Genomic DNA, 17,786 nt, shown 5'->3' on the forward strand with positions numbered 1-17,786 from the left:
GACTACTCCTTGGAGTGGTCCTCGAGCGGCAGGATTGCCTCAGTGTGCGGACCGATGAACTCACCAGTCTGCGTGGTGAAGCCACCAAGGGAGTGGATAGCCGGAGTGGTGTAGATGTCGCGCATGTTGCTTTCCTTTCGGGATTGGCTTGCGTCAGTTCTTGCGGTCGGCAATGGGGTTCCAGCCCTCAGCCTGACCACCGATGCCGAATCCGGTCACCTCGGTGAAGGTCCCGAGACCGACGATGAACGGGCTCTCATAGGTTTTGCTGTCCATTGTTATCTCCTTCAGATTGTGTTGGTCGTCTGGATCGATTCTGAGTTGGTTGCGGGCGCACTGTCGTCAAAGCATGCGCCCATCATGACTACTCCTTGGAGTGGTCCTCGAGCGGCAGGATTGCCTCAGTGTGCGGACCGATGAACTCACCAGTCTGCTCAACAAAGTCGCCGAGGTCGACGACGCACGGAGTCGTGTAAACGTCAGCCAAGGGTGACACCTCCCTTCTTGGGATCGTGGGCGTGCGGTGGTCATCCGGCCGCGCGGGCCGGTCCGGATTCTGGAAGCACCAGAAATCCGAGTTCTGGGGGCGTCACGCTGCGGTTAACGCAACACTCGGCGCTGATGAAACTGACATTAGTTTGGTAAAATCTGCACTAGTCATCGGCTCGTCGACAACGCATTGCTCTGCCTCAACCCATGCATGTGCTGTAAAAGGCGGGGCTGAAAGCACTCCAACACACCATTCAGGCCATACCCCGCGAACACGGCACAGAAGCGCTGTAGCGATAGCTCGAGGCAAACAAGCCGATCCTCCTCTTGCATATGCGCTTACTGTAAGAATCACGTCACGAGCAGCTCGTGTTTCATGGTAGGACGCCGGTTTTGCTCCCGTGCGGACAGTCTCAAGGACACGTCGCAGGGCGCGCGGAGGTGCTTTTGAAAGTAGCCGAGCTCCGGCTGTGATTGCTGAAACAGTCACTCGCTGAGTAAAGTTTGGACTAGATACCTGATAGGGCAGAACGTCACTCACAGCAGCCCCACCTCTTCCAACTCTTTGCATGCCACGTCAACGTCATGTCGAGCCGATTCGGGAGAAATCCCGTAGTGAGACACCAGCAGATCCGCCGTTGTCTTTCGGTCACCGCCATCACGGAGAGACTGTAGTATTTGAAGGGCGCTGTCGTTGAGATGCCAGTACTGTCCACGAGATTCGTCGAGCACAACATGACCGTATTCGGTAGACGCACTAGTGAGGACCGGGCGCTTACTACGTCGCAGGAAGTTAAACATACATACTCCTTTTTACTGTGGGGCGAGTTAGTTGCATTCAGGCGGCAACTGGAGCAGTTCTGCGCTGGTTAAGTATGAACTTGCCAAGGTTGACCACGTTATGGATTTCAGGCGACGGGGGCTCCCACCGATCAGGACGAGTAGAATTCAGGAAGGCGGTTCTGTCTATTAAGCCGCCATCTAGAAGACCAGATTCTTCAACCAGACCGACAAGTACGTCATGATGGCGAAGATATCCCCGAACTGATTGGGCTCCTCCACCGACTTTTGATGTGCGCATCAGGTATCCTTTTGGAAGGATGCCTCGCATCGCTGACTTCATCAGCGGCTTCCATTCCAGCGGAGTATCCCGTTCAGTTCGCCGCACCCGGAACGCTGCTTCAACAACTCGATCATCCAGTAGCGGCGCCTCGTAGGCTACTCCGAACGGATTTCCGAGCTGCCCAGTACCGCGCACCAGCTTGGCGGCGTCCCGAGCGAAGTAAATATCGCTATGTCCAGCAACGGTGGGATGGAGTGGATCCAGGCCGCTCAACAGTGATCGAACTGCTTTAACTACCGTTTCTCGCGCATCCGCACTTAGCCATTCTGGCAAGGCTAGAGGGCTGGACCAGTCGTTCACTCCGGGCGGGCGCAGGCTTTTTGCTTTCTTGGCTATGCCGTCTGCTAGCCACGCTCGGTAACTGCGTCGATCGCTAAGCTGGCGCAATGTGCTCATCACGCTGGTTCCAGCAGGAATATGTTCACTGCGAGACCTTCGCCAAGCCAGAAGCGGATGGGACCGAGCCAGTGTGTGCTCCCACCCCGCAACGCCACGCAAAATGTGATCGCCTCCCAGTCCATTCAAATGGATTGCCGCATTTTTTTGAGCATCCTCGGAGAGGAGTGCCATGATACGTGGCCCAGCGGTAATGGCCTGGGTCGGCTCATCAAGGACTACATTTACCTCATCAACTCCCTCGTAGAAGTCCACAAACTCGTCTGTCGACTTGACCAGATGCTCGCGCACATTAGGCATCACTGTCAGGGCTTTTTTCGCCCATGCAAGATCCTCTCTCCCACCCGGATCGGGATGGAAAAGGGTCCGCGCTACGATGCCGCTCCCGGAATTCGCCGCAGCAAAATAGCAAATTGGTGTGGAGTCAAGACCACCAGACAGATCACACACCACTTCCGCGTTTCCCGCAGTCCGGGACGTGACAGCTTTTTCTAAAGCATCACGGAACGCGACTGCACCGTTCTGCAGGTCGACATCCTCGGAGGGCATATTCCACCAGGTTATCCGACGCGCTTCTCCATCTTGACCGACAAGTAGAGCCTGATCGCCTGGCAGCGGTTGCACCCCCGACCATAGACCAATTTGATCAATAGGGTGAGGCTGGGCAGGCAGCAATCTCAGTGCAATTGCTGTTTCATCAAACGCAAGATCCGCCAATTCTGCCAGTACGTCCGCACGGTCAGAGATCACAGTGTTCTCACCGATCGAGCACCACCATAGTCTCCTGGTCTCCAGCGCCTGTCCCGAGGCGTACACATTTCCCTGGTATGACCCAAAAGTGAGGAAGCTCCCGGAGCACTGCAGCTGCACTCGACTAAAGTCCGTTGGAGCTGAGGCTCTGGCGGCGTATCTGTTCATCTCTTCTTGGGTGACAGCGCACTGGCCGACTACTGAGACGCAAGCCTCATCCGCACTTCCGCTGATGAGACGATTCCCTGACAAGGTGCCGACTAGCAGCGGTCGACCGGAAACGTGGGAAGCAAGAACTCTTTCTGGACCACCTAGGCGATCCGCAATGGAAGCGGCGGCGTCGTTGTCGGGTAGAGCGACGACGTAGGAACGACCGTTGCCGTTGACGACTGCGTTCTGCACGTTGGACTCCTGTCTGTCATTTCTTGGGGTTCTGGGCGATCCCTCAAGCACGGCTCTACTTTCTCGTTTGAGCAGGGAACAGAGCGTCCATCCAGTGAATGATTAGGGTCCTACCTGGGTAGGATTTTGTTGTGGAGTGCGGTGCCCGTCACTGCATGATCGTCATGCTGGACCGCTGCCTTCCGGTTCCTTAGTCCACGTCGGCATACCGGTGATAGGTTTCCTATGGTCGCCTTGAATCGTTCCGCGGCCGCTTGGCACACCACATAGGGGCACTTCCCCTGTCAAACCAGCCCAGTCACCCTCACCCACCGACTTCGCCGCCTCCCTGCGCGAGCACCGGCGATCCGATGAATCGGACCGGCACGGGCCTCACGACAGGAGACGTCGGGTCAGCATGGACTCGCCGCTCGCCTCACTGCGATGTGACCTCGACTTGCTGACGGGTGTTCCACCCCATCTTGCCGCTGGTGACCATGCCCCAGACCCGTAGAGGTCGCAGGATCAGCGCGGACCACAGCGTCGCCGCCGGGGACAGGATGAGGCTGATGCACCTCTCGGAGTCGGTGGTGTCAGAGCGCCACACGGCGATGTACCGCGAGCCCTGAGCCAGCCCGATCGCAAGAGGCACCAGCAGTGCCGCTGGAGGGATCCCATCGCCAACGACGAGCGGACGCCAGAGCACCAGATAGACGAAGAGGGAGATCACCAGCCAGACCTGCATCCACCCGGTGACCTGCCGCCACCACCCCCATGAGAGAACTGGCAGGAAGCGGATGCGCCAGAGCCCACGAATGAAGGAGCCGCGAAACCACCGCTCCTGCTGCCGGTAATGATGGCTCCACCGGTCGGGCATCCACGCGAAGGCGAAGGCCGAGGACTGCTGGACCGTCCTGCCGCGCAGCAGGGCGAAGAGGGTTAACAAGGAGTCGTCGGAGAACTCCACGTGCCGCCGCAGGTAGCTCTCATGGGTGTAGATGTCGATGTTGTCTGCCAGAATGCTGCGCCGGTATGCGGCCAGACCACCCGAGTTGACCATCACCGACCCGAGCCGTGACATGAAGGAGCGGTCGATGAGCTGCTGTCCGACGAAGATCACGTCGGTCACACGTGCCAGCAGGTTCTCCCGGTTGTTGATCGCCAGGATGACACCTGCGACCGACATGACCCGCGGATCGCTGAAAGGCTGGACGATCTCATGGAGGGCCTCGGCGTCGAGCATGGAGTCGGAGTCGACGGTCACGAACAGGTCGGCGTCGCGAATCTTCCTGAAACCATGGATCTGCGCATGACGCTTGCCCTCATTGGCAGTCCGTTGCCATGTGGCGTAGATGCGGGCCACCGCCGCCTGGCGGATGAACCAGTCCCGCTCCTCCACGTAGGCGCCCTGGGTGGAGCCGTCGTCGACGACGTGGATCTCGGCCGGCGGAGAGGTCTGATTCAACAGGGCGGAGAGCATCTGAACCACGACATCAGGATCCTCGTTGTAGAGGGGGACGAGCACGGCGACCCGATACACCGCACCGCCACCGACCATGCGCCCTTCGAAGCCGGCCATCACCAGCTGCACGGCGACGATCACGAAGAGGACATCGAAGGTCCACACGACCCACGCGTCCAGAACATGGTGACGGTTCATCAGCACGCGCCAGCACAACCACCCCATCACACCGAGGACCACCAGAATGGCGGGCAGTGGCCCGCTGGCCCTCATGAGCGCCCGGGGCAGCCCGGTCGCATCGGCTGATCGCTGGGCCGCATCCGTCGTCGTCACCGGAGTGCGCACAGTGACCACCCCGCCGCGGTCCTTGCCGCGGACCCGTACCGCCCTGAGCCGCATCCCGCGCTTGAACAGCATCTTGACCGCCCCGCAAGCCAGCAGGATGAGAAGGCAGACGAGCATGACAACGAAGCCGAATGACCAGGGCATGCGTCAGCCTTTCCGTGTCGAAGAGCCGGTTCGGTGCGGAGTGCTGCGCTGTATCAGTCCGGGGCCGGTGCGGGTGACTGGCTGCGCATGATCTCCGGAACCGTCTTAACGGGCAGGCCGGAGTCAGCTACCTGCTTCATGAACCGTTTGAAGGTGGCCGCCGAGACCGACTCGGGAGCGTCGTCGGGATCCTCATCGACCCGATGGAAGACCATATGGGTCCAGCAGCGGTGCTCCCGGCACCGAGCCAGGGTCTTCTCGACCTGAGACTCGGTGGTGTAGGAGCCGCTGTAGAAGACGCGGAGCCGGTACGGGTCCCCCGGAGCGAGGGTCTCCGGGGCGACGTCGATGGTGCGCAGTGAGTCGAAGTAGCTCTGGGAGGTGCGCAGCACGAGGTCGTTGTACCGCCCCATGGGCAGAGCGAAGTGGGCCGCGCCCTCGGGGTAGCCGTGCTCGAGGAGGAAGGACCTGATCGTCTCGAACTCCTTGCGCATCCCCGCCTCGTCGAGCGTGGTGAGGTCGGTGGAGGCGTGAGCGGCGATGTCCCAGCCGTGAACCTCGCGCATCTCAGTGAGCTGGTCGGTGTTCATGCGGCCAGGCAGCCCGACCTTGTCGGCAATGACGTAGGAGGTTGCCGCAGGGATGCCGTACCCCTGCATGATTTCCCGTGCCGTCTTGTAGTCGCTGTCGTAGCCGTCGTCGAAGGAGATGGAGACGATGCCGCTGTCGGCCGAGGGCAGGGTGGCCAGGTACCCGAGCCACAGCCGACTCGGTGCCGCGTCAGAGGCGGGTACCACCTTCAGGCGCACCCGCGTCACCTGGTCCAGACGAGGGTTGCCGACGACGGAGCGCTCAGCGGCGCGGTTGACGGTCACGCGGCACCAGGTACCGGTGCGCAGCGTGCGCATGTCGGGAGCGACGTCCAGGCGCAGACAGTCCTCACCCTTCCCGCCGAGCTCGAGCTGGATGCTCTCGATCTGCCGGTAGTCCTCGGCGCGGAGCCACAGATCCCACTGGCAGCTGGTCATGTCGATGCCCGAGAGCGCCAGGTCGGCACTGGTGGGGCGGCGGGAGTCGCCGGTGGTGGTGATCTGCAGCGACTGGCTCCCGTGGGAGTGGGTGGAGGTGTCTGGGCGTATGGAGCCGGCCTCGGAGGAGAGAACCCAGGCACGCGGGTCCTGCATATCCGACAGCACCTTTGACGGCGCCGCGGGAGGACCGGCGGCCGGCGCTGGGGACGCGTGAGCCGCTGTCTGTATCGCGCCAGGTAAGAAAGTACTCGAGGCAGCCACGGCGAGACCGCCCATCAGAAAGTTCCGACGCTTCATCTGAGCATGCTGCGGCAAGGTGAATCTCCAGCTAACAGTCCACTTGGTTGGTTTCCATCCCAGGATACGCACGAATTCGCTGCCACCGCTGACAAAAGTCGCACAAGCCCTACCTCGGTCGACTGCCACAACATGTCAGACATCCAGGAGATCCGCGCAACTCCGCGCACTTCTGCCGACCGTCGCCAATCATGCGTGAGTGAGATCACTGCACTGTCGTGGGGAGCTGCGACGCCCCATCGACCACCCGTCATTGATACGTCCTCGGTGACACTGCTCGTTCAGGACTCAGGCGAAGACCGAGGCGAGGCGGGCGACGGCGGGGTCGGAGTCGCGGGCCAACCGGCGAAGCGCCTCTGCGGCTGCAGCGACCGGGAGCTCGATGAGAGCCTGAGTCAGACGCAGTCGCACGGCGGTCTCAGCGGTGGGCGCGGCGAGCTCGTCAGTCAGAGCGTTGACGATCCAGTACGCACGCTCGTCGTCACGGCACAGCACTCCCAGCACCTCCGCCGCCTCCACATCGTGGGCACCTTCAACCACCATCGCGACAAGGACGGGAACGGCCTCGGTCATACCGCATCGTCCCAACGCCAGAGCGGCGCAGTCGCGCACGACCGCGTCGGGGTCATCGAGGGCCTGTGCGAGCACGACGGCGGCGCCCGGCGCCTCGGGCATCTCAGAGATCGCCCGAACCGCGCGCCGTCGAACATCCGTGTCCTCTGCGCGAGCACCGGCGCGCAGCGCCGCCACCGCATCACCGCCGGATCGGGCGATGGCCCAGCGCAGCGCACCCGCGACATCCGGCTCGGACTCGCTCAGAAGCGCTTCGGCCAGCAGCTCGACGGGGACCTGCGCTCCCGCAGATCGGATCAGAACGGCCTGCTGCCTGCGAGCGGCACTTTCCGAGTCGAGGTCTCGCATCAGGTCAATGACACGCAGGACGTCGCGCCAGTCGGCAGGCGCGGAGGCGTCAATGGCCCGGAGCCGGTCGAGCAGCTCGCGCTCCTGGGCCAGACGCTCCTCAGTGCACCGGATGAGGTCGACGACGAGCGCGGCGGGCGTCAGGTCCGGGTCCTCCAAAGCGCGCCCCACCTGCTTGAGCGACAACCCCATGGATCGAAGGCTCTCCACCTGGAAGATTCTGCGAATGTCCTCGGCGGAGTAGTCGCGGTAGCCGGCGCTGGTGCGGCCCGTCGGCCGCACCAGCCCCAGAGCCTCATAGTGCCGGAGCATCCGGGCGCTCACTCCGCAGGACCGGGCCGCGTCGCCGATCAGCACTCCATCACCTCCTGCACCCCCATGGGCTCGGCACCCTCAGTCCCAGCTCTTGCCACGCCAGTATCCGACTCCTCCGCGCTTGACGCCCCCGGTGTGAGCATCAACCTCGCCTCGAAGATGGCCTCCTCAAAACCTCTCTCCGGATCCTGCCGAAGCAGCTCGGTGGCACGGGCGTGCGCAGCCACCCTCGGATCGAGACTCTGCGCAGCCTTCTCCAGGATGGGATCGGCGAACTCGCCGAGGTCGATCAGTGCCCGGCTCAGGCTCAGCTGGACGCTGCGGTCTCCGCGACCGAGCTGGCGCGCCAGCTCCTCGGCCAGAGACGCCTTCTCGTCCTCCGGAACGAGGACGACGGCGGTGCGCCAGGCGGTCCGCGCGATCCCGTCGTCGGGATCGCCGAGCATCTCGCGGGTGATCCAGGGCCAGGTGCTCTTGTCGCCGATCTTGGAGAGTGTGTGCAGGGCCTGACTGCGGGCCTGGTTGCACCCGGAGTCGAGCTCCCGGTGGAGGCGCGGCAGAACGATCTCCGACGGCAGGCGGGTGAGGGCCCAGGAGAGCATGTCCCGAACAAAGAAGTCCGGCTCGATCGCACACCGCTCGACGAGCAGCTCCGTGTAGTCGGCGTCGGCTCCGGACCCGATGGCCAGGGCCGCCTGCAGACGGATCGAAGAGCTCTCAGCGCTCAGGGCATTCGCGACACGGGAGTCCTGCGGGGTTGTACTGGTCATCGGGACCACCTCCTGCCCCAAGGGAAGGCCTTGTCACGGTGTCAAGGTCAAGTCGTCCCGGCGGCCGACGCACATCTGGACGGAGACCAAGTCTCCGGCCGTAGCCGGTCAGTACTGACCTCGATCATTCGCAGGGCCTGCCGTCTGAAGCCGGGGTCGGGGTTGACGAGCAGATGGATAGCGAGCCCGTCCACCAGCCCGTGCAGCGCCGTCGTCTCCGCCTCGACATCGAGGTCCGGCCACGACCTCCTGACCGACTTCGCCTGGCACAGCGGGCTATTCGCCGCAGCGGCAGCCACCACGTGGGTGGCGCGCAGTGGACTGCTACCGGATGGTGCGGACGTGTTCCTCAATCACGACGCCCGACTCGAAGCTCCGACAACTCACCAGATCAAAGTTCTGCACGACGGTCCCAGCGGCACTACCTCAATCTCAGTCAGCGAACCGTTGGTGGTTGAGGGTGCTAACGCCACCGGTGAACCGCAGGCCGGACACCGTAGAGAGAACCGTCAACAAAACTCGTTGCAAGACCACTCCTTACTCATATCAACCGATTCCTCGCTCGCGGTTTCCTGGATCGCTAGCGCGCAGCACCCACTGGGCCAATGGCAGCGCGGCGAGTGGTAGGAGGACGAGTCCGGGCAAGAACGTCACCAGGAATGGTTGAGCCGACAGTTGAGTGTCAATGTTGAACCAGGCATCCGAGATGCGCTCGTTGAGTAGCCGTGAAACCAGCCAGGCGACGGGGAAGGCGATCACGATGCCAGCTAGCCCGAGCAGTGACGCCTCCATGACCACAGTGCAGCGAATTGCTCCGTTGCGGAAACCGAGCAAACTGAGCAGTGAGTACTCGCGTCTCCGTTCCAGGATCGTATAGCCAAGACATGCTCCCACGAACAACAGCGCCACCGCGATGCTTGTTAGGGCACCGAGCCACAGCAGGGCTGTGATCTGGGAGGACGACGCGACAATCAACTTGACTATCTCGTCCTTGCTCAAAGCCTGCTGCACCCCCGATTCGGAGTTCAGTGCATCGGTGGTCGATGCAATCGCGCCGGGTGAGGCCTTGACCAGCACGCCCGAGAACAGGTCGCTTCCAGTGAGTGAGCTCGCGAAGTCCAACGTCGAGCGAACCTCACCGGGCAACGCGGACGACATGATCCCCACTACTCGGGCCTCGTGCTTGGTCCCGGCTGCATTCACCGTGAGGACATCGCCCGGCTCAAGTGCCAACCGGTGAGCGAGTCCGGCCTCCATGACCACGCCATCCGGATCGGAGTCGGAGATGTCAGAGCCTTCGATAAGAGTGACCTTGTGCCAAGTATTCTGCGGGTCGAAGCCGCCGACCATAAGATTTTCGATGACTGAACCTTTGGCCGCTTGGGCCACCGTCTTGATGACCGGTGTCCACTCGCTCACGCCGGCCTCCCCCATGAGGGCTGCCGCCTGAGCCTTTGCCTGTGGTTGGACGAAGTCGACGGTCAGGTCCCACTCGTTGCCGTCAACGGCTGACCGAGAAGTGGCGATCACCGAGGAATATGACAGGGAATAGGCCGCCGTCAGGCCAAAGCCGATCGCGATGGCCAACACTGTCAGGGCAGACACCCATAGGTTGCGCTGAACGTTTCTGACTGAAAATCGTGCTGTGGTGCTCGATACCAGAGCCCCCAGCCAGGCCCCTCTGATGCGGCCGCCGTGACCGGTGTCGACGGTGCGGGTCATCGCATCGCGCGGCGACATCCGGAAGATCCCTGCAAAGGCAAGCGCTGCGCCGAGCCCGTAAACGACGAGGGTGCCAACACAACCGATGGCGATCACCACGGGGTCGAGGACAAATGGCACACTCGGCAACCCGACCGAGGATGCGAAGTTCTCCAGGAACGCACGCCCTACGAGCACCGATCCCAACAGACCCACGAGGATGGTCCAGACGACCAGCCACATGTAGGGCAGGACATAGGCGCGGGCCACAGCGATGGGTCGATGACCCTGCACTAGCAGCACTGCGATGCTCTTGCGTTCCCGTGCGATCCACTGCGCCGACAGAAACATCGACACGAAGGCAGCCGACAACGCTCCCACCAGCACCATCAAGGGAATGACGACGCCGAAGACGTCAAGGTTCTTCTCGACATACTGGTAGGCGAACTGCTCTTCCCGCTCCAAGGCGTAGGCCCCGGACAGGTGCTGTGCGGCGGCTGCATCGAGAACAGACTGCCGAGCGGCGTCGAGATCCTGTCCCGGCTCGAAGTTGAAGACCACGCTATTCACGGTCTGCGACGACGGGGGCAGGTAGACCACGCCCATGGAGTCCTTGGCCGAGATGAACAGGCTCGGGTTGAGCGGGGCGATGAGGAACTCGGGGTCACGAACGATACCGCGCACGGTCACGGTTCGCGTGGTGCCGCCAACCTCAATGTCCAGTGAGTCACCGACACCGACCGAGTGGTAGTTCGCCATGCCCTGGTCGATCAATGCACCTGACTCGTCGTCCCGCGTCAGAAGGGTCCCCTCAAGGGGCGTCAGAATGTTCAACCGGGACCCTGTCCATACCGAATCGGAAGAGATTACGGTCAGCGCCAGGTCGTCGGCTCCGGTCAGCTTTGTGCGCCCGGGCAGGACCTGGCGGGACATACTATCGGTCAGCCCGGGCAGCTCATCGAAGCGCGGCGCCGACTGGTTCGGTGCGGGGGTGAATCGCAGTTCCAAGTCTGCGAGTTGACCCGCAGAGTACCAACTATCACGCGCCTTTGTGATGCTCGACAGAGCCGAGTACTCGCCAACCAGCATCGAGAAGGCCATGGACGCTACCGCAATCAACAGCATCAGCCGACCGACCATCGACCAGGCCGAGCCGAGGGCGAACTTCTGCAGCGAGGTGAGCGGAAGGACACGGGCCGGATTGTGAATCTGGATCATGAGCGACCAACCTCGATAGCGCCATCGCACATTTCCCAGGTCTCGGTGGCATAGCTGATAACGATCGGATCGTGGGTGGCGACGATGATCGTGGTGCCGATCTGCTGCTGCAACCGGGTCAGGCAATCAAGTACCTGCGTCGCATTCTTGTGGTCAAGCGCACCAGTTGGCTCATCGGCCAGAATCACCGGAGGTTGTTTGACCATCGCCCGGGCGATCGAGACACGCTGCTGCTCGCCACCGGACATCTGGGCGGGGAAGTTGCCGGCAAGGTGTGCGATCCCGACTGCGTCCAACATGTCCATCGCCTGCTCTCGCCGTTCAACAGCCCCTTTATCCAGCGGTTCGAGCGCCGCAGACACATTCTCCAAGGCGGTGAGGGCGGGCAGTAAGTTGAAGAACTGGAAGATGAAACCGATGGTGCTGGCCCGGAAGGCAGTGCGTTGTCCTCGCGACAAGGCGCCCAGGTCTGCCCCGCTCACCTCGACCTTTCCTGAGTCAAACACCTCGATGCCACCCAGGATGTTGAGCAGGGTCGATTTGCCGCTACCCGAGACACCCCGCAGAGCAATGTAGCTGCCCCGCTCGGCAGCGAGCGAAACGTCGTCGAGCACCTTCAGGCCGTGGGTGGGCCCCGGGTACGTCTTAGTCAACGAGCTGACGCGGATGGTCCCGCGATCGGTTTCAACGGACGTGGTCATGGGGATACTTCCTTCCATCGATCGCGGTTCGAAAAATATGGTATAAAACTGCACCACAACTCGCTATGGTCTGTAGCGGAAGTTCATGTTGGAGATGTTGGAGATGATGCGCAGGCAGGCATCCAGGTGCTGACCTACGATGGCCCGTGCCTCGATGAGCGCCCCACGCTCCCGCATGATGCCGACCGCGTTTCGTAGTTCGCGCTGATCGGTCGTGCTAGCCCGCAGGATGCGGACCAGTTCCGCCGCCCGGTTGCGATCGGCCCGTTGCAGGATGAGCAACACCTGCAACGTCACCGTGCCCGCTGCGATGTCCTCGGCAGTAGTTTTACTCCACTCTTCTGTCAGTGGAACTACGTTGATCTGGTCATCGATCACGTGAAATGCCAGCCTGATTTCCTCACCGAGTCTCGAATATGCCGCGAAAGCCCGCTCGTCGGCATTGGCTATACTCGCGTCGATCTTGAACGGCATCCGATAGGTATAGGAAGTCGAGCGATGCCATACCGACTGCGGGTATTCGAGGGAATCGTGGGCCATGGACTCCTCGGACCGCCAGATCGTATTGATGGCGGCGCCAAAGTCTCATTGAGATGGAGCGGATTGTCCGCATCACGCTCCAGTCTCACTGAACACAGCCGGTAGACGTCCTCACCATTGTCATGAGTAGAGAGACCTTCGCGTAACAGCGGAACCGGCCTGAGGCCAGAGTACGAAGGACTGTGCGGCGTCTAGCTCCTCTAAGTAACCGCTCCACCCGATTCGGGTAGGGCGCGATCCGTAGGGTGAGGCCTAGGCGCTCAGTGGACTGCTACCGGATGGTGCGGATGTATTCCTCAATCACGACGCCGGACTCGAAGCCTCGACAACTCACCAGATCAAAGTTCTGCACGATGGCCCCAGCGGCACCGAACAGCCGGACACCGTCGCCCATGACGATGGGAGCGCCGAAAAAGGTCTGTCCCGCCAGGATCCTGGCGGGACAGACCTTCTGAGTTGGTGGAGCTAGGGGGATTCGAACCCCCGACCTTCTCATTGCGAACGAGACGCGCTACCAACTGCGCCATAGCCCCAAGTGCGGGTTGATCCTAGCACCGCTGCCGGGCGTCCTGGCAAGTTCGGTGGCGGTGAGTCCGCCCACCGCGCCGGACTCGCCAGAGCTGACTGGGCGGGCAACCGCACCACACGGCGTGACGATCACTCACCGGCCGCGCGCCGCCCCTCGAGGATGGCATCGAGATCGATGGGGTGGAAGAGCTCTTCCTCGTCGTCCTCCACGGGAGCGGGGACGTAGGCACGGGCCGTCTGCGGACGGGCGGGCACCGGCGCGGAGGTACCGGGATCGACCTCCGGGTCCGCATAGGAGCGTCGGGGAGCCCGGGCCGCCAGCGTGTAGGTCGGGGCGGGTACATGGACCGGCCTCCACCCCTGGGGCGGGGTCGACGTCGTCGTCTCCTCCTTGGCGACCCCCTCCGTCTCGGAGGGAGCAGCGGCGGCAGGAGCCTGCGGCCGCATGGCCGGACGGGCCGGCTCAGAGACCGCCGGCGAGGAGGCCGAAGCAGCCTGCTGGACACGCGCGGGAGCCTCGGAGGCCGAGGCCGCGGCCTTCTGCGCCTCCTGCTCGATGGCGCTCGCCTCGGCGAAGAGCTCCCCCCAGCCGGTCAGGCGACGGGAGGTCGATGTCGACAGGGAGGCGACGAAGTCCTTGGTGCCCGGCGAGCTCTCCTCACCACCGTCGCGTGAGACCGCCTCACGCACGCCCATGTCTCGGGAGACCTTGCCGGCGTGACGCGAGGGCACGTACACCGAGGCCCGACGGGTCGCCTCACGCTCGGCGGCCACCGCCGCGGCGGTCTCGGCGTCCAGATCGGCGTCGAGCTCGGCCATGCGCTGCGCCTCAGAATCTGCGGCGTGTGAGACCTCGACCTCGGCGGGCGACTCGACAGCCGCTCCCGTGGTTGCCTCAGCGGTTGTCTCCGGAGCCGACGTCGCGGAACGGGCCGCCGCCTGCTGGGCACCTTCCTGGGCGAGGCGCTCCATGAAGGGGTCCCGCACGGCGCCCGCGCTGACGGCAGGCGCCGCGGGCGAGGCCGCACTGACACTGGCGGCGCTACCGGCGCTGTCAACGGAGGAACGGGGCGCAGCCACGACGGAGGCCGAGGAGCGCCGGCCGGTCAGGCTCACCAGAGTGTGCTCAAGCTCGGCGATCCGACGACGCTCGCGGCGGTCCGCCGCGGCGGAGGCCAGGGCGGCCCGACGTCCGGCCACCATCGAGACCCCGAGCAGCGTCGTGGGCAGCAGGGCGGGCCACCACGGCAGAGCCGTCACAAGACCCAGCACCCAGGCGCCGAGCGAGACTCCGAGCAGGACGCTGGCGACGATCCCGCGGTGCGAGGCGGCTACCCGACGACGCTCGCGCCCCTGGGCGTGAACCTGACGGGCATGGTCGAGCTCGCGCTCGGTGCGCAGGGCACGCACATTCCTCACGGCGGGCCTGTTCATCGCCCTCACCTCCGGTCGACGTCGAAAGAGCTCCGCATGCCCACTGCTTGCACAGGTGTCGTCGCGTTCGACGGCGGCCGTGCCCGTGGCCAGAACACGCAGCTCGGCTGAGTAGCGGTCCTGGACGTTGGAGCGCCACGCCATCTCACGGCGCCCCACCAAATACGGAAGGAGGTACACGGAGAGAACCGTGATGAGGGCGATGACTGCCCAGATCTCGATTCCCACACTGCAACCGTAGGCGCGCCCACCCTCCTCCCCGCGCAGGAACACTCCGGTTTTCCTGCGAAATACCTGGGATTCAAGACATCACACCGCCAGTAGCTCACCTCTGTCACCACATGAGTCACATACGTTTCTTCTGTACCGACTCCCGTGTCCTGGTCGGCGGCCATCCACTCATCCAAGGCGCAGCCCGACCGCCCCGCGCCCACCCCTTCGAAACGGGTCTCCCCCACTCCGGCAGGCCGTGACAAATCCTCAGCCTCGGATGAGCCTCCGCTGAAAGCTGACGCCGTCCGGCCCGTGAGCCTCCTCAGCGAGAGCGGCGAAGGAGACGTGGTCGGCCCAGGAGCCATTGATATGCATGTAGCCGCGCCGCAGCCCCTCCTCGCGCAGCCCGAGCCCACGACACAGAGCCAGGCTGCGCTCATTGTCCGGGCGCACATTGATCTCCACACGATGCAACCCGACCGGTCCCAGGAGATGGTCAAGGACCATGGCGACCGACAGACGCATGATTCCGCGCCCCTGCCAGTCCCCTCCGATCCAGTAGCCCACCTGGGCGCTGCGCATGGCGCCCCAGACGATCGGGTCGACGGCGACCTGCCCGGCGAAGGCGCCGTCGACCTCGACGACGAAGGGCATCGCCTCACCCAGCCTGGCCCGCAGTGTCTGGTGGCGCACGAAGCCGGCGAAGGCACTCGGGGTCTCCCCGCCACCGGCCGGAAGAGTCGCCTCCCAGGGTGCGAGCCGGTCATTGTCCGCCAGTCGCAGCGCACGCCACGCCTGCTCGTCGGAAGGCCGCAGCTCGCGCACGGCGATGGATGGGCGATCAGGAGAGCCCGTATCGCCCGTGTCCCGCCCCTCCCGGGCCGCGTCGGGCTCAAGGCGCACCGGCCAGGTGAAGTGCGCGGATGAGCCCACTCCGAGGAGCAGACCGGCAACGGCCCGCCGCAGTCCCCCGCCGAGGGAGTCAGCGGGCGTCGTCGAGTCCGAGTCGGACATCAGGCGTCCAGCAGGAGGCAGTGGAGGGTATCGCCGGCCACCACGGTGCTCGTGTCCTCGGGAACGACGGCGATGGCGTTGGCCTCGGACAGGCCGTACAGCCGGACGGTGCCGGGCGGCGACGTCGGCTCGGCACGGTATCCGCGTGCGGGTGAGCCACTGAGGTGCACGGGGACGAACTCACGTTTGCCGGACGGCGAGTGCCATCCCTCCGAGATGGCGGCGGGCAGGCTGGAGCGGTGCAGGGAGGTGCGCCCGGCGATCTGCCGCAGGACCGGCCGGATGAAGGTCTCGAAGGCGATCTGGGCGCTGACCGGATCGCCGGGCAGGCAGAAGATCGGGGTGCCCTCGACCGTGCCCACGCCGAGCTGGCGGCCCGGGGACATGGCGACGGCGTCGAAGCGCACCGAGCCCAGGGGGGCGAGGACCTCCTTGACCGTGTCCCCCTGGCCGACGCTCAGCCCTCCGGTGGTGATGAGGACGTCAGCGCGCACAAGCTGGTCCTCGATGGTGTCGGCCAGGGCGCGCAGCTCGTCAGGGACGGCGGCGACGCGGAAGGCCTGGCCGCCGGCGTCGGTGACAGCGCAGGCCAGGGCGTGGCCGTTGGCGTCGAAGACGTCTCCGACCTCCCGGAAGTGACCGGGCTCGACCAGCTCGTCGCCGATGGAGACCACGACGACGCGCGGGGCGGGGCGCACGCGCACCCGGTGGAAGCCGAGGCCGGCCAGGAGGGCGACCTGGCGGGCACTGATGCGCGATCCTCGTTTGAGGACAGTGGTCCCGGACTTCACATCCTCAGCGCGCCGACGCACGTTGGCTCCGCTCGCGACTGCGCGGTGGACGCTGACACGGGACTCACCGCGATCGGTGTCGGTCCAGGGGATGACCGCGTCGGCCCCCAGCGGCATGGGGGCACCGGAGTCGATGAGGACAGAGGCTCCGGGGACGAGGTGGCAGGGGCGCATATCCCCGGCGCGCACCACGTCGACGACGTCGAGCTCGAGCGGGTTGTTCTGAGCGGCCTCGGCGACGTCCTTGGCAATGACCGCGTAGCCGTCCAGGCCGGCCAGATCCACAGCGGGCAGGTCGATTCCGGCGACGACGTCCTGGGCCAGGACGCATCCGACCGCGTCGGGAAGGACCACGTCGAGGGGCGCTGCCGCCTGGGCGATCTCCAGGCAGGCGGCCAGGTGTTCGGCCACTGTTCTCATGGCACTCAGGTTACCGTCAGGTTGACGACACGCGTTGTGCCCCGCCGGGACGAACGGTTCAGACACGAGGCGTCTTCACCTGCGAAGATGACCCCATGACGACCGGCGCGCTGGACCTTCCCGATACGAGCCGACTCGAGGTCGACGACGCCAAGGACGAGCTGCGCAAGGTGCTGCGGGCGCACCGCCGCGCCCATCACCACCACCCCGACTCCGGGCACACGGCGGCCTGCGAGGCTCTGACCGAGCACGCCCTGGAGGCGGTGGCCGGCGCGACGACGGTGGCGACCTTCGTGTCGATGGGCGCCGAGCCCTGCACCCGACTGCTGCTGGAACGGCTTCATGGGGCCGGCGTTGAGGTACTGCTGCCGGTGCTCGGACCGCACCTGGCACGATGCTGGGGCCGGTTCCAGGGGTCTGCGGACCTCGCCGAGCGGGCACCGAGACGCCCCTTGGAACCCAGCGGTCCCACGCTGCCGGCCGAGGCGGTGCACGAGGCAGAGGCTCTCCTCGTTCCGGCGCTCTGCGTGGACCGAGACGGGCGGCGACTGGGACAGGGCGGCGGATGGTACGACCGGATGCTGCCGCTGCGGGCACCGGGCACCCACATCTTCGCGATCATCCACCCCGAGGAGGTGGTGGCCGGGCCACTGCCCGTGGAGGAGCACGACGAGCCCGTGGACGCCGTCATCACTGCCGAGGAGTGGTTCCTGCTGGCCGCCGGTTCACCGGCACACGCCAGATCCCCGGAGTCCTAAGCGACCCACACCCCCACATCGGGAGGTGGGATCAGCGCCCGGGG

Annotated in this window: 18 protein-coding genes and 1 tRNA gene; 1 reads left to right on the top strand and 18 read right to left on the bottom strand. The window is 64.4% G+C overall.

Translation table 11 applies throughout. From position 1 onward, the window contains the following. Positions 1 to 2: 2 nt before the first annotated feature. The 18 genes from BKH33_RS14280 to BKH33_RS10115 form a co-directional block, all read right to left on the bottom strand. Positions 3 to 125, bottom strand: coding sequence for a hypothetical protein (locus tag BKH33_RS14280; RefSeq protein ID WP_003780017.1), 123 nt, complete (start codon positions 123 to 125; stop codon positions 3 to 5). A 28-nt stretch (positions 126 to 153) separates the two neighbouring features. Further along, entirely contained in the window at positions 154 to 276 is a 123-nt protein-coding gene (locus BKH33_RS14285) for a hypothetical protein (RefSeq protein WP_003780059.1), read from the bottom strand. A gap of 88 nt (positions 277 to 364) precedes the next feature. After that, positions 365 to 487 carry a hypothetical protein gene (locus BKH33_RS14290; protein ID WP_003780034.1) on the bottom strand — a complete coding sequence of 41 codons (123 nt, stop codon included), beginning with the start codon at positions 485 to 487 and terminating at the stop codon, positions 365 to 367. 102 nt (positions 488 to 589) lie between these two features. Further along, positions 590 to 1,060 (bottom strand): lasso peptide biosynthesis B2 protein, encoded by a 471-nt coding sequence (locus BKH33_RS14385; protein WP_081393826.1) that lies wholly within the window; start codon positions 1,058 to 1,060, stop codon positions 590 to 592. Then, a complete protein-coding gene (locus tag BKH33_RS14390) occupies positions 1,027 to 1,290 on the bottom strand; it encodes a lasso peptide biosynthesis PqqD family chaperone (protein WP_003780010.1) in 264 nt (87 codons plus the stop codon). Before BKH33_RS14390 ends, BKH33_RS14385 begins: the two co-directional genes overlap by 34 nt. A 37-nt stretch (positions 1,291 to 1,327) precedes the next feature. After that, a complete protein-coding gene (locus BKH33_RS10050; RefSeq protein WP_143228581.1) occupies positions 1,328 to 3,160 on the bottom strand; it encodes an asparagine synthase-related protein in 1,833 nt (610 codons plus the stop codon). A gap of 415 nt (positions 3,161 to 3,575) precedes the next feature. Beyond that, a complete protein-coding gene (locus BKH33_RS10055; protein ID WP_003780072.1) occupies positions 3,576 to 5,090 on the bottom strand; it encodes a glycosyltransferase family 2 protein in 1,515 nt (504 codons plus the stop codon). 53 nt (positions 5,091 to 5,143) lie between these two features. Next, positions 5,144 to 6,418, bottom strand: coding sequence for a polysaccharide deacetylase family protein (locus tag BKH33_RS10060; RefSeq protein ID WP_043538563.1), 1,275 nt, complete (start codon positions 6,416 to 6,418; stop codon positions 5,144 to 5,146). Between the two features lie 288 nt (positions 6,419 to 6,706). Then, positions 6,707 to 7,696, bottom strand: coding sequence for a HEAT repeat domain-containing protein (locus tag BKH33_RS10065; RefSeq protein ID WP_003780024.1), 990 nt, complete (start codon positions 7,694 to 7,696; stop codon positions 6,707 to 6,709). Next, entirely contained in the window at positions 7,690 to 8,424 is a 735-nt protein-coding gene (locus BKH33_RS10070) for a HEAT repeat domain-containing protein (RefSeq protein ID WP_003780003.1), read from the bottom strand. Before BKH33_RS10070 ends, BKH33_RS10065 begins: the two co-directional genes overlap by 7 nt. Positions 8,425 to 8,471: 47 nt before the next feature. Then, a complete protein-coding gene (locus BKH33_RS14295; protein ID WP_003780055.1) occupies positions 8,472 to 8,726 on the bottom strand; it encodes a TetR family transcriptional regulator C-terminal domain-containing protein in 255 nt (84 codons plus the stop codon). A 244-nt stretch (positions 8,727 to 8,970) separates the two neighbouring features. Further along, on the bottom strand, positions 8,971 to 11,343 hold the full coding sequence (locus tag BKH33_RS10080; RefSeq protein WP_043538562.1) for an FtsX-like permease family protein: 2,373 nt from the start codon (positions 11,341 to 11,343) through the stop codon (positions 8,971 to 8,973). Next, the gene (locus tag BKH33_RS10085) at positions 11,340 to 12,044 is read right to left on the bottom strand and encodes an ABC transporter ATP-binding protein (RefSeq protein ID WP_003780041.1); all 705 of its coding nucleotides are present in this window, start codon (positions 12,042 to 12,044) and stop codon (positions 11,340 to 11,342) included. Before BKH33_RS10085 ends, BKH33_RS10080 begins: the two co-directional genes overlap by 4 nt. Before the next feature lie 63 nt (positions 12,045 to 12,107). Further along, positions 12,108 to 12,584, bottom strand: coding sequence for a polyprenyl synthetase family protein (locus tag BKH33_RS10090; protein WP_050998452.1), 477 nt, complete (start codon positions 12,582 to 12,584; stop codon positions 12,108 to 12,110). A 457-nt stretch (positions 12,585 to 13,041) separates the two neighbouring features. Beyond that, a tRNA-Ala gene (locus BKH33_RS10100) sits at positions 13,042 to 13,117 on the bottom strand. Positions 13,118 to 13,241: 124 nt separating this feature from the next. After that, positions 13,242 to 14,774 (bottom strand): hypothetical protein, encoded by a 1,533-nt coding sequence (locus tag BKH33_RS10105; protein ID WP_232621425.1) that lies wholly within the window; start codon positions 14,772 to 14,774, stop codon positions 13,242 to 13,244. 252 nt (positions 14,775 to 15,026) lie between these two features. Beyond that, positions 15,027 to 15,773 carry a GNAT family N-acetyltransferase gene (locus BKH33_RS10110; RefSeq protein ID WP_003783410.1) on the bottom strand — a complete coding sequence of 249 codons (747 nt, stop codon included), beginning with the start codon at positions 15,771 to 15,773 and terminating at the stop codon, positions 15,027 to 15,029. Then, positions 15,773 to 16,984, bottom strand: a complete 1,212-nt coding sequence (locus BKH33_RS10115) for a molybdopterin molybdotransferase MoeA (protein ID WP_075413616.1) — start codon at positions 16,982 to 16,984, stop codon at positions 15,773 to 15,775. Before BKH33_RS10115 ends, BKH33_RS10110 begins: the two co-directional genes overlap by 1 nt. Before the next feature lie 95 nt (positions 16,985 to 17,079). Here BKH33_RS10115 and BKH33_RS10120 point away from each other — a divergent pair, with 95 nt between their 5' ends. Then, entirely contained in the window at positions 17,080 to 17,742 is a 663-nt protein-coding gene (locus tag BKH33_RS10120; RefSeq protein WP_003783415.1) for a 5-formyltetrahydrofolate cyclo-ligase, read from the top strand. Positions 17,743 to 17,786: the final 44 nt, after the last annotated feature.

The sequence above is a fragment of the Actinomyces naeslundii genome, from assembly GCF_001956585.1.
In the GTDB taxonomy this organism is placed as follows: domain Bacteria; phylum Actinomycetota; class Actinomycetes; order Actinomycetales; family Actinomycetaceae; genus Actinomyces; species Actinomyces naeslundii.

Bases quoted from the DNA above. Each gene is read 5' to 3' on its own strand.
- BKH33_RS14280 (WP_003780017.1), bottom strand. From the start codon at position 125: ATGCGCGACATCTACACCACTCCGGCTATCCACTCCCTTGGTGGCTTC.
- BKH33_RS14285 (WP_003780059.1), bottom strand. From the start codon at position 276: ATGGACAGCAAAACCTATGAGAGCCCGTTCATCGTCGGTCTCGGGACC.
- BKH33_RS14385 (WP_081393826.1), bottom strand. From the start codon at position 1,060: ATGCAAAGAGTTGGAAGAGGTGGGGCTGCTGTGAGTGACGTTCTGCCC.
- BKH33_RS14390 (WP_003780010.1), bottom strand. From the start codon at position 1,290: ATGTTTAACTTCCTGCGACGTAGTAAGCGCCCGGTCCTCACTAGTGCG.
- BKH33_RS10055 (WP_003780072.1), bottom strand. From the start codon at position 5,090: ATGCCCTGGTCATTCGGCTTCGTTGTCATGCTCGTCTGCCTTCTCATC.
- BKH33_RS10060 (WP_043538563.1), bottom strand. From the start codon at position 6,418: ATGAAGCGTCGGAACTTTCTGATGGGCGGTCTCGCCGTGGCTGCCTCG.
- BKH33_RS10070 (WP_003780003.1), bottom strand. From the start codon at position 8,424: ATGACCAGTACAACCCCGCAGGACTCCCGTGTCGCGAATGCCCTGAGC.
- BKH33_RS10080 (WP_043538562.1), bottom strand. From the start codon at position 11,343: ATGATCCAGATTCACAATCCGGCCCGTGTCCTTCCGCTCACCTCGCTG.
- BKH33_RS10085 (WP_003780041.1), bottom strand. From the start codon at position 12,044: ATGACCACGTCCGTTGAAACCGATCGCGGGACCATCCGCGTCAGCTCG.
- BKH33_RS10090 (WP_050998452.1), bottom strand. From the start codon at position 12,584: ATGGCCCACGATTCCCTCGAATACCCGCAGTCGGTATGGCATCGCTCG.
- BKH33_RS10110 (WP_003783410.1), bottom strand. From the start codon at position 15,773: ATGTCCGACTCGGACTCGACGACGCCCGCTGACTCCCTCGGCGGGGGA.
- BKH33_RS10115 (WP_075413616.1), bottom strand. From the start codon at position 16,984: ATGAGAACAGTGGCCGAACACCTGGCCGCCTGCCTGGAGATCGCCCAG.
- BKH33_RS10120 (WP_003783415.1), top strand. From the start codon at position 17,080: ATGACGACCGGCGCGCTGGACCTTCCCGATACGAGCCGACTCGAGGTC.